Consider the following 10,269-nt stretch of genomic DNA (forward strand, 5'->3'; position numbering starts at 1 on the left):
CCGGCGCGGCCGGCGACGGTCAGCGCAGGCCGGCGACGGTCAGCGCAGGCCGGCGGCGATGGCGTCGACGAGCAGCGCGCCGATGGTGCGGGCCAGGGTGGCCCGGGCGGCCGCCACGTCGAGGCCCATGGCGTCGCGCATCATCGCCCAGGCCGCCCAGGTGCAGGCCACGGTCAACGCCGTGCAGGGTCAGCCGGGCTCAGCCGGCGGCCGGGGCGGGCACCCGAAGGGTGCGGACCTGGCCGGTGCGCGGCCCGCCGGAGAGCGCCTGCGGGCTCCACTGTGTGGTGACGAGGTGCAGGGTGCGCCCGTCCGGACCGCCGAGCGCGCAGGCGAAGCAGCCCCGGTCCAGCTCGATCCGGTCGAGCACCCGGCCGCCCTCGGCGACCCGCACGGCGCACCGGTTCGGCACGTCGCCGTACCAGACGGCGCCGGTGGCGTCGAGGCAGATGCCGTCCGGCGCGGAGTCCGGCACCGCCGCCCAGACCCGCCGCCCGCCGAGCGTCCCGTCGGCGGCCACGTCGTACGCGGTGAGCCGGCCGGCGTACGACTCGGCGACGAGCAGGGTGCGCCCGTCCGGGGTGAGCGCCATGCCGTTGGGGAAGGCCAGGTCGTCGGCGACCGGCCGGACCCCGCCGTCCGGCGCGACCAGGGCCACCAGGCCCGGCCGGAAGTCCCCGCCGGGGAAGTCGAAACCGATGGTGTTGACGTACGCGTTGCCCCGGGCGTCGGTGACCACCTCGTTCCACGGGTGCGGAACCAGCGCGGCGAGGTCGGCGTGGGTACGCAGCGCGCCGTCGGGTTCCCGGCGCAGCAGCCGCCCGGCGCTCCCGGCGACCAGCAGCAGCCGCCCGTCCGGCAGCCAGTCGAAGCAGATCGGCAGCCCGTCGACCCGGGCGACCACCTCGGTCCGGCCCGCCGCGTCGACGGCCAGCACCTCCCCCGCGCCCCAGTCGGCCAGCCAGCGCCGGCCGTCGTGCCAGCGGGGCGACTCGCCGAAGGCGAGTCCGTCGACCAGGATCTCCGGTGCGCTCACGGGTGGCTCCTCAGCAGGTCGCGGGAGCGGCGGAGGAACTCCCGTTCGGCGGTGTTGTCGGTGCGCGCGATCGCCGCGTCGTACGCGGCCACGGCCTCGGCGGGCCGGTCGAGGCGGCGCAGCAGGTCGGCGCGGACCGCGTGCAGCACGTGGTAGCCGGCCAGGTCCAGCCGGTCGACCTCGGCGAGCGCGGCCGCCGGACCGGCAACCTCGGCCAGCGCGACGGCCCGGTTCAGCGCCACCACCGGCCCGGGCGCGTGCGTCACGAGCTGGTCGTAGAGGGCGAGGATCTGCCGCCAGTCGGTGTCCGCGACGGTCGCCGCGTCGCTGTGCACCGCGTTGATCGCGGCCTGGATCTGGTACGGGCCGGGCCGGCCCCGCCGCAGGCAGCACCGCACGAGGGCCTGCCCCTCGGCGATGAGCACCGGATCCCACCGGCCGCGGTCCTGCGCGGCCAGCGGCACCAGCGTGCCGTCCGGCCCGGTCCGCGCAGCCCGCCGCGCGTCGGTGAGCAGCATCAGCGCGAGCAGCCCGAGCACCTCCGGCTCGTCCGGCATCAGCGGCGACCGTTCCGGCTCGGCGCGTCTGGCGCCGCGCCACGACCCGGAGCACTCGTCAGCCAGCAGCCGGCCCAGCCGGATCGCCTCGGCGCACAGCTCGTCGCGGACCAGCCGCTCCCCCGCGCTGGCGGTGTGCCCCGCGGTGAAGATCAGGTAGACCACGGCGAGCACGGCGCGCAGCCGGTCGGGCAGGTCCGCGTCCCGGGGCACCCGGTACGGGATGCCCGCGTCCCGGATCTTCGCCTTGGCCCGGACCAGGCGCTGCGCCATGGTCGGCTCCGGCACCAGGAAGGCGCGGGCGATCTCGGCGGTGCTCAGCCCGCCGAGCAGGCGCAGGGTCAGCGCGACCCGGGCCGGCGCGGCGAGCGCCGGGTGGCAGCAGGTGAAGATCAGGCGGAGCCGGTCGTCGCGCACGGGCCCCTCCTCGGCGGGCGGCTCGGGGGCGTACAGCAGGGCAGCCTGGGCATGCCGGTCGGCGCGGGACGCCTCGCGGCGCCGCCGGTCGATCGCCCGGTTCCGGGCCGTGGTGATGATCCAGCCGGCCGGGCTGGGCGGCGGCCCGTCGACGGCCTACCGGTCGACCGCGGTGGCGAACGCCTCCTGGACCGCCTCCTCGGCGAGGTCGATGTCGCCGAGCAGGCGGACCAGGACGGCGACCGCGCGGCCGTACTCCGCGCGGAAGGCCCGTTCGACGTCGGTCGGCGCGGTCATCCCTCGCCCTGGAACGGGCGCACCTCCACCGGCAGGGTGGTGGCCAGGGCATACCGGCGGCCCCAGTCGAGCGCGGCGTCGAGGTCGGGCGCCGTGATGATGGTGAAGCCGCCCAGGTACTCCTTGCCCTCGGCGAACGGGCCGTCGGTGACCAGCACCTCGTCGCCCTTCGGGCGGAGCACGGTGGCGGTCTCCGGGGCGTGCAGGCCGTTGCCGAACACCCAGCAGCCGGCCTGCCGCAGCTCCCGGCCGATGGCGTCGACCTCGCGCATCACCCCGGCCAGGAACTCCGGGTCCGGCAGGCCGCTGCCGGCCGGCTGGTACATGCTGATCAGGTACTGCTTCACGCGCGTCTCCTCACTCGCCGGAGCGGCCCGGTGCCGCCCCTTCACCCTCCACACGAACGGCGGGCGCCGGTATCGACACGCCGGCCTGAAGATTCCACCGGGATCCGGTATCCGGCGCCGTGCGCGGCAACCGGGTGGTCGCTGAACCCCCGCGAGACAAAGAAAATCTTCCATGTGTCTATTGAAAAGTTTCTCCACTCTGTGACCTAATGTTGACAGTTCCTTTCGTCAGTCTCCCCAAACCCCCAGGGAGGAAAGATGAACCGTCCCCTCCGATCGGCGCTGCGTACGGCCGCCACGGCCCTGCTCGCCACCGTCACCCTGGCCGCCTCGGCCATCGTCGGCGCGAGTCCCGCCAGCGCCGCCCCGGCCGGCCTGCCCGGCATGGACGTCTCCAGCCACCAGGGCAACGTGAACTGGTCCGCCGCCTGGAACAACGGCGCCCGGTTCGCGTACGTCAAGGCGACCGAGGGCACGTCCTACACCAACCCGTACTTCGCCCAGCAGTACAACGGGTCCTACAACGTCGGGATGATCCGCGGGTCGTACCACTTCGCCCTGCCCGGCAACTCGAGCGGCGCCACCCAGGCCAACTACTTCGTCGACCACGGCGGCGGCTGGTCCAAGGACGGCAAGACGCTGCCCGGCGCGCTCGACATCGAGTACAACCCGTACGGCGCCACCTGCTACGGGTTGAGCCAGGCCTCGATGCGCAGCTGGATCGCCTCGTTCGTCAACCAGTACTACGCGCGGACCGGCCGGTGGGCCACCATCTACACCACCACCGACTGGTGGAGCACCTGCACCGGCAACACCTCGCAGTTCGCCGCGAACAACCCACTGTGGATCGCGCGCTACTCCAGCAGCGTCGGCACCCTGCCGGCCGGCTGGGGGACGTACTCCTTCTGGCAGTGGTCCTCCTCGGGCGTCTTCCCGGGTGACCAGAACGTCTGGAACGGCACCCTGGACCGGCTCAAGGTGCTGGCCTGCAACGGTCCCTGCTGACCCGCTCCGGTGGCGGGCCGGCTCTCCGGCGCGGCGTGCACGACGCCGCCCCCGGAGCAGCCGCCCGCCACCGGCGGCGCCCGTCCCCGACGAGGAGGCCCCGATGTCCGTCCCCGTTCCCCGGCGGGCCGTGCTGCGCGGCGCGGTCCTGCTCGGCGCCGCCGCCGGCGCCACCGCACTGGCCCAGTTCGGCGCCGGCCGCGACGCCCGAGCCGTCGCCACCCGGATCGACCAGCCGACCATCGCCAACTGCGCGACCTGGGGCGCCCGCCCGCCGTCGTCGTCGGTGAGCGTGGTGCAGAGCCGGCCCAACAAGATCATCATTCATCACACCGCGTTCCCGAACACCACCGACTACAGCCTCGCGCAGGCCTACCGGAACTCGCGCGACATCCAGAACCTGCACATGGACACCAACGGCTGGCTCGACTCCGGGCAGCACTTCACCAACAGCCGCGGCGGCTACCTCACCGAGGGCCGGCACGGCAGCCTGTACGGGCTGCTGCACGGGGAGACCATGGTGCAGGGCGCGCACTGCGTCGGGCAGAACAGCCAGGCCATCGGCATCGAGAACGACGGCATCTATCTCGACGTGCAGCCCCCGCAGGCGCTCTGGGACAGCCTGGTGTTGTTCTGCGCCTTCACCTGCCAGCAGTACGGCATCCCGCCGACCGAGATCTACGGGCACAAGGACTTCAACAACACCCAGTGCCCCGGCCTGCTGCACGACCGGCTCCCGGAGTTGCGCAGCACCGTCGCCGCCCGGCTCGGGGCCTGACCGGAGGCAACCACCCTGCGGATCTTGGGCGGTTTCCGTTCTCGAACGGAAACCGCCCAAGATCTCGGCGTTTCAGCACTCGCTTATATAAGCTGAGTCTGATACAAAGAGGTCGTGCACGCCTTCGACGTCCTCGGGGACCCGGTCCGTCGCCGGATCCTGGAGCTGCTCGCCGAGGGTGAGCAGCCGGCCGGCACGGTCGGCGCGACCGTCCAGCGGGAGTTCGGCATCAGTCAGCCGGCCGTGTCGCAGCACCTCAAGGTGCTGCGGGAACACGGCTTCACGACCGTGCGTGCCCAGGGCACCCGTCGCCTCTACGCGGTGAACCCGGGCCCGCTGCGCGAGCTGGACGAATGGCTGGCGGGCTTCCGCCGGTTCTGGACGCCGCCGCTGGCGGCGCTCGCCACCGAACTGGCCCGGGGCCGGCGGGAGCGGCGGCTGCGCGAGGGCAACTCCGAGGAGAGGAACACACCATGATCGACGTGACCGGGCAGATCAGCGCCGTCGAGCGCCGGTTGGGCACCCGCACGCTCCCCGCCGGCGAGGCGCGGGTGATGACCATCAGCCAGACGTACGACGCGCCGGTGGAGGACGTCTGGGACGCCTGCACCAGCGCCGAGCGGATCCCCCGCTGGTTCCTGCCGGTCTCCGGCGAGCTGAAGCTCGGCGGGCGCTACCAGCTGGAGGGCAACGCCGGGGGCACGGTCGAGCGCTGCGACCCGCCGCACAGCTTCGCCGCGACCTGGGAGTTCGGCGGGGAGGTGAGCTGGATCGAGGTGCGGCTCACCGAGGCCGGCGCCGGACGTACCCGGTTCGAGCTGGAGCACGTCGCGCACGTCGACGACGCGCGGTGGGCCGAGTACGGGCCGGGGGCCGTCGGTGTCGGCTGGGACGGGGCGCTGCTCGGGCTGGCCTCCCACCTCGCGGCCGACGGCGCCGGGATCACCCCGGACCAGGCCGCCACCTGGGTGGCCTCCGAGGAGGGCCGCCGCTTCATGGCGGAGGCCAGCGCCCGCTGGACCGAGGCGAGCATCGCCGCCGGTACGCCCGCCGACGAGGCCCGCGCCGCCGGCGAGCGGGTCACCGCCTTCTACACCGGCGCGCCGACCCCCTGACTCCCTCGCCGACCGTGCCCGTGCCAGGCGGCACGGGCATGGTCGCGAGGCGGGCTGTCGGTGCCCTCGGGCAGACTGTCGATCATGCCGATCCGATCCGTCGCCGAGTTGATCGCTGCCGTCCATGCCGGAGCGCCGATCAGGTACCTGCGCTTCTGGGGGCACCGCCCGCAGCGGGACGGCAGCGTCGGCCCCGGCTGCCTGAGCCAGTGGTGGCCCGCGCCGTTCACGGTGGACGGCCGGACGTACGCCACCGCCGAGCACTGGATGATGTGGCACAAGGCCACCCTCTTCGGCGACGACGGGATCGCCGAACGGGTCCTCGATGCCGCGCACCCGCACCGGGCCAAGGCCCTCGGCCGGCAGGTCCGTGGCTTCGACGAGGCGACCTGGGTGGCCCGCCGCTACGACATCGTGGTGACCGGCAGCGTGGCCAAGTTCGGCCAGCACGAGGAGCTGGGCCGGTTCCTGCTCGGCACCGGCGAGCGGGTGCTGGTCGAGGCGAGCCCGGTGGACCGGATCTGGGGCATCGGGCTGGCAGCAGACGACCCGCGCGCCGCGGACCCGGCGCGGTGGCGGGGCGCGAACCTGCTCGGCTTCGCCCTGATGGACGCCCGCGCCGCCCTCCGCACCGGCGCCGCCGGCGCCCTCGACTAGGGCCACGCGGATGCACGATTCCCCCGGTTACACCTGCGGCACCTGCGGGGCGCGCCACGAGGACCCGCCCCTGTCCTACCGCACCCACGCGCCGGTCTACTGGTCGGACGAGGTGGCGGCGGCGGACGGCAGCGAGCTGACCGCGGACCTCTGCGTCATCCAGGGCGAGCATTTCTTCGTCCAGGGCAGCATCGACATCCCGCTGCGTGACGCGGACGGGGCCTTCTCCTGGGGCGTCTGGGTGTCGCTCAGCGCGGCGAACTTCGGCCGCACCGTCGAGCTGTGGGATCGGCCGGGCCGGGAGTCGGAGCCGCCCTACTTCGGCTGGCTGTCGACCGAGCTCCCCGTCTACGGCCGGAGCACCCTGGAGCTCAAGACGCACGTACACACCCAGCCGGTCGGCCGGAAGCCGCTGGTGGAGGTGGAGCCGACCGACCACCCGCTCGCGGTGGCGCAGCGCACCGGGATGACCATGGCGGACGTCCGCCGGATCGCGGAACGGCTGTTGCACCCGGAGACACCCCGCCGGACGGGTGAGGGGGCACCGCACCGGTCGGGCGGGTAACGTGCAGCGGCGTGACCGCCGCACCGTACACGCACTGCTCGTTCTGCGGCGCGGCCTATCCGGCGGAGGCCGGGTGGCCGCGCGTCTGCCTGGCCTGCGGGGAGACGGTGTGGCGCAACCCGCTGCCCGTCGCGGTGGCCGTGCTGCCGGTCCGCACCCCGGACGGCCTCGGCGTGGTGGTGGTCCGCCGGGACATCGAGCCGGCCCGCGGCCAGCTCGCCCTCCCGGGCGGCTTCATCGAGTACGGCGAGGAATGGTCCGAGGCGCTGGTGCGCGAACTGCGGGAGGAGACCGGCCTGCTGGCCGAGGCCGACGAGGCGCGGCTGTTCGCGGTGCACGGGGCACCGGCCGGCGGCACCATGATGGTCTTCGGCGTGCTGCCCGAGCGACCGGTCGGTGACCTGCCCCCGTCGGCGCCGACCGAGGAGGCCACCGAGTGGCTGGTCCTCACCGAGCCGGTCGAGCTGGCGTTCTCCACGCACACCCGGGTGCTGGCCGACTTCCTCACCGGGCCAGCCCGCCGACTGACCCGGTGACCTGACCCGGACCTCGGGCGACGCCGCGAAAACTCCTATTGATTGAATAGGAAAGGCAGCGTCGCCGAACCTCCGGAGGTCACCCGTGTCCCACGCCGAAGCCGACCACGACACCCGCCGGAGCCGGCAGTGGCTCGCCGGGGAGGCCCACGGCGCGGGCGTCGACCGCGACCGGCTGCTGGAGCTGGGAGCGGCCATGGCCGCGCTGACCGCCGCGGCGGACGAACGCGAGCCGGTCGCGGTCGCCCCGGCGCCGGTCGGCGTCGACCCGGGTACGCCGATCGCCAAGCCGCTGCCGCCGGAGCTGCTGCGCCCGTTGGACACCAACGCCGAGATGCACTGGACGGCGCTGGCCGGGCAGGGGTACGTGGTGCCGAACGACCGGTTCTTCGTCCGCAACCACACCGTGACGCCCCGGCTGGACGCGGACACCTGGCGGCTGCGCCTGTTCGGCACCGGGCTGCGGGGCGCTCCCACCCGGGACGCGCCGGTCGAGTTCAGCCTCGACGAGCTGCGCCGGCTACCCGCCGAGGAAAGCGCCGCGCTGCTCGAGTGCGCCGGCAACGCCCGGCGCTACTTCGCCGAGCAGCAGGACGACCCGGCGCCGGGGGTGGCCTGGGGGCTGGGCGGGGTCGGCGTGGCCCGCTGGCGGGGCGTCCGGCTGGGCACCGTGCTGCGCCTCGCCGGGCTGCGGGACGACGCGGTCGACGTGATGCCCGAGGGGCTGGACCCGGACTACGTGACCGGCGGGGTCAACCTGGGCCGGGTACGCCGTCCGCTGCCGATCGCCAAGGCCCTCGACGACGTGCTGCTGGCGTACGAGATGAACGGCGAGCCGCTCCCCGCCGACCACGGATTCCCGGTCCGGGTGGTGGTGCCCGGCTGGATCGGCATCTCCTCGATCAAGTGGGTGGGCCCCGTCGAGGTCTCCACCACTCCCCTGTTCTCCCCGTGGAACACCCGGTTCTACCGGATGTTCGGCCCGGGGCACCCGGCCGAGGGCACGGTGCTGGGCGCGCAGCCGGTGAAGAGCGCGTTCGAGCTGGCCTGGGACGCCCGGGTGCCGGCCGGCGCGGAACTGCTGCTGCGGGGCCGGTCCTGGTCGGGCAACGGCCCGATCGACCGGGTCGAGGTGGACACCGGCGACGGCTGGCGCCCCGCCGACCTGGTCGCCGCCGACCGGGGCGGCCCCTGGCAGCGCTGGACGGCGCGCTGGCGCCCCCCGGCCCCCGGCCGCTTCACCCTTTGCGCCCGCGCCACCGACACCACGGGCGCCACCCAACCCGCCCGCGCCACCCCCAACACCCTCGCCTACCTCTTCGACGCGGTAGTCCACCACCCGGTCACGGCCCTCTGACCCGGCCCCTCGGTGCGTCGCCCCTCGGTGCGTTGATCATGAGGTTGTTGTCCGGACACGCCGTTGTCGGTGGTCATCGCTTCATGATCAACCCGGCGGGACGGTGAGGTAGGCGGGTGGGACGGTGTCCGTGAGCCAGACGCCGTTGGCGCTGCGGTAGAAGACGTGGCCGTCGGCGGACATGGTGGCGGCGTCGATCGTGAGGATCACCACCGGGCCGGTGCGGCGGGCGCCGACGCGGCGGGCGGTCTCCACGTCCGGGGAGAGGTGCACGTGGTGGCGGCGGCCCCGGTGGAGGCCCTCGGTCCGGATCGCGGGGAGCACCGTCTCGCTGGTGCCGTGAAAGAGGCGGTCGGGCGGGACGGCCGGTGTCAGGCCGAGGTCGACGGGGACGGAGTGGCCCTGACTGGCCCGGATCCGGTCGATCCCGTCGGGTCCGCGTTCCAGGGCGAAGCGCTGCTTGTCGTTGCCGGCCACCACGGCGTCCAGGTCGGCGCGGCTGATCCGCAGCGCGGCGAGCAGGTCGGCGACCGGCACCCAGCCGGCCCGGTCGAGCGTCAGGTGGAACCGGTCGGGGCGGTGGCGCAGGGCCAGCGACATCCGCTTGCTCACCCGGACCAGGTCACGATGATCCACCCGCACAGTGTGACCCACCGGCCAGGGGCGGTCGACGGATATCAGCCGGCGGCGCCGGAGCCCGCGCTCACCATCAGCCCCGCGGCGTCCACCACCTCGAAATCGCTGCCGCGCAGGCCGCCGAGAGCGTGCAGGGCGTCGTTGTCCCAGCGCGGGTCGGGGGCGCCGGAGAGGAACCAGGCCGAGCCGTGGTCGGCGACGATCAACCCGTACCGCTGCATCGCCTCGGCGACGATCCGGGCCTGCCGGGGCAGCCCGGACAGGTCCACCGAGCGCTTGAGTCGCAGCCGCTGGCCGAGCTGCGGCAGCGCCGGGTCGGTGGCCGACGAGGCCGAGTGGGTGGCCGGCCAGGTCCAGCCGGTGCGGGTGCGCGGCACGGTCACCCGGATCGCGTGGTCGATCCGGCCGGCGGCCACCTCGTCGTAGCGGACCAGCCCCGCCAGGATGGACAGTCCGGCCGCGTCGGCGGAGGTCCAGCCCGCCCGGCGCAGCCGGTTCGACCGCAGGTCGAAGACCGCTCCCGAGCCGGCCCGCCAGCCGGCGCCGGACCGGTGCGCGTCGAACAGCTCGTACGCCCGGCAGGCCGCCCGGTCCCAGACGATCACGTGCCGGTCGCCGGTGCCGTCCGGTCCGCCCTCGACCGCCGCGTCCGGCGGGACCGGGTACGGCCCCGCGTCGCTCTCGTCGGCGTACCCGAAGGTCACCGGGACCCGCCGCTGGCCGGCGGGTACGACGGTGACCGGGATGCCGATCGGTGCGCCCTCCCACCGGCCGGAGCCGAAGTCGGCGTGCACCGCGGCGCCGCCGCCGATCGCGCCGATCATCGCCGCGGAGCGCGGGTGCACGGGCAGCCGGGAGACGTCGGCGTGCCAGACGTTGTCCGCCGGGAAGACCGCACACGGCCGGGCGCTCGGGCTCGGCCGGCCGCCCAGTCCGGCCCGGGCGGCCGGGACGGGCGACGGGCCG

13 protein-coding genes and 1 pseudogene are annotated in these 10,269 nt (G+C 74.4%); 8 read left to right on the forward strand and 6 right to left on the reverse strand.

Going from position 1 to position 10,269, the window contains the following annotated elements:
• Positions 1 to 39: 39 nt before the first annotated feature.
• From B0E53_RS27725 to B0E53_RS27740, 4 genes and pseudogenes are all read right to left on the reverse strand, one after another.
• Positions 40 to 177, reverse strand: coding sequence for a hypothetical protein (locus B0E53_RS27725; protein WP_246835628.1), 138 nt, complete (start codon positions 175 to 177; stop codon positions 40 to 42).
• 22 nt (positions 178 to 199) lie between these two features.
• Complete coding sequence (locus tag B0E53_RS27730; RefSeq protein WP_107078719.1) at positions 200 to 1,036, reverse strand: SMP-30/gluconolactonase/LRE family protein; 837 nt, start codon at positions 1,034 to 1,036, stop codon at positions 200 to 202.
• Positions 1,033 to 2,307, reverse strand: a pseudogene (locus B0E53_RS27735) (sigma-70 family RNA polymerase sigma factor). Before B0E53_RS27735 ends, B0E53_RS27730 begins: the two are co-directional and overlap by 4 nt.
• The gene (locus tag B0E53_RS27740) at positions 2,304 to 2,654 is read right to left on the reverse strand and encodes a YciI family protein (protein WP_107078720.1); all 351 of its coding nucleotides are present in this window, start codon (positions 2,652 to 2,654) and stop codon (positions 2,304 to 2,306) included. Before B0E53_RS27740 ends, B0E53_RS27735 begins: the two are co-directional and overlap by 4 nt.
• A 258-nt stretch (positions 2,655 to 2,912) precedes the next feature.
• Between B0E53_RS27740 and B0E53_RS27745 the strand changes: the two genes are divergently transcribed.
• The 8 genes from B0E53_RS27745 to B0E53_RS27780 all read left to right on the forward strand — a co-directional run bounded on the left by B0E53_RS27745 (position 2,913) and on the right by B0E53_RS27780 (position 8,667).
• Positions 2,913 to 3,659, forward strand: coding sequence for a lysozyme (locus B0E53_RS27745; RefSeq protein ID WP_107078721.1), 747 nt, complete (start codon positions 2,913 to 2,915; stop codon positions 3,657 to 3,659).
• 103 nt (positions 3,660 to 3,762) lie between these two features.
• Positions 3,763 to 4,437 carry a peptidoglycan recognition family protein gene (locus B0E53_RS27750; protein ID WP_107078722.1) on the forward strand — a complete coding sequence of 225 codons (675 nt, stop codon included), beginning with the start codon at positions 3,763 to 3,765 and terminating at the stop codon, positions 4,435 to 4,437.
• Positions 4,438 to 4,551: 114 nt separating this feature from the next.
• Complete coding sequence (locus tag B0E53_RS27755; RefSeq protein WP_107078723.1) at positions 4,552 to 4,914, forward strand: metalloregulator ArsR/SmtB family transcription factor; 363 nt, start codon at positions 4,552 to 4,554, stop codon at positions 4,912 to 4,914.
• A complete protein-coding gene (locus B0E53_RS27760; protein WP_107078724.1) occupies positions 4,911 to 5,552 on the forward strand; it encodes an SRPBCC family protein in 642 nt (213 codons plus the stop codon). The genes B0E53_RS27755 and B0E53_RS27760 overlap by 4 nt, the downstream gene beginning before the upstream one ends.
• Positions 5,553 to 5,636: 84 nt before the next feature.
• Positions 5,637 to 6,209 carry an NADAR family protein gene (locus tag B0E53_RS27765; protein ID WP_210406238.1) on the forward strand — a complete coding sequence of 191 codons (573 nt, stop codon included), beginning with the start codon at positions 5,637 to 5,639 and terminating at the stop codon, positions 6,207 to 6,209.
• 10 nt (positions 6,210 to 6,219) lie between these two features.
• The gene (locus tag B0E53_RS27770) at positions 6,220 to 6,774 is read left to right on the forward strand and encodes a DUF2199 domain-containing protein (RefSeq protein ID WP_107078726.1); all 555 of its coding nucleotides are present in this window, start codon (positions 6,220 to 6,222) and stop codon (positions 6,772 to 6,774) included.
• Positions 6,775 to 6,785: 11 nt separating this feature from the next.
• A complete protein-coding gene (locus B0E53_RS27775) occupies positions 6,786 to 7,310 on the forward strand; it encodes an NUDIX domain-containing protein (RefSeq protein WP_107078727.1) in 525 nt (174 codons plus the stop codon).
• Positions 7,311 to 7,395: 85 nt separating this feature from the next.
• The gene (locus B0E53_RS27780; protein ID WP_246835629.1) at positions 7,396 to 8,667 is read left to right on the forward strand and encodes a sulfite oxidase; all 1,272 of its coding nucleotides are present in this window, start codon (positions 7,396 to 7,398) and stop codon (positions 8,665 to 8,667) included.
• An 87-nt stretch (positions 8,668 to 8,754) separates the two neighbouring features.
• Here the strand turns inward: B0E53_RS27780 and B0E53_RS27785 are convergent, their stop codons facing one another.
• Both B0E53_RS27785 and B0E53_RS27790 read right to left on the reverse strand, forming a co-directional pair.
• The gene (locus tag B0E53_RS27785; protein ID WP_107078729.1) at positions 8,755 to 9,303 is read right to left on the reverse strand and encodes an RNA 2'-phosphotransferase; all 549 of its coding nucleotides are present in this window, start codon (positions 9,301 to 9,303) and stop codon (positions 8,755 to 8,757) included.
• Positions 9,304 to 9,344: 41 nt separating this feature from the next.
• Positions 9,345 to 10,269: hypothetical protein (locus B0E53_RS27790; protein ID WP_210406239.1), on the reverse strand; the 925-nt coding region annotated here is incomplete at its 5' end.

Origin of the sequence: Micromonospora sp. MH33, assembly GCF_003013775.1 — a bacterium.
GTDB lineage: Bacteria > Actinomycetota > Actinomycetes > Mycobacteriales > Micromonosporaceae > Micromonospora > Micromonospora fulviviridis.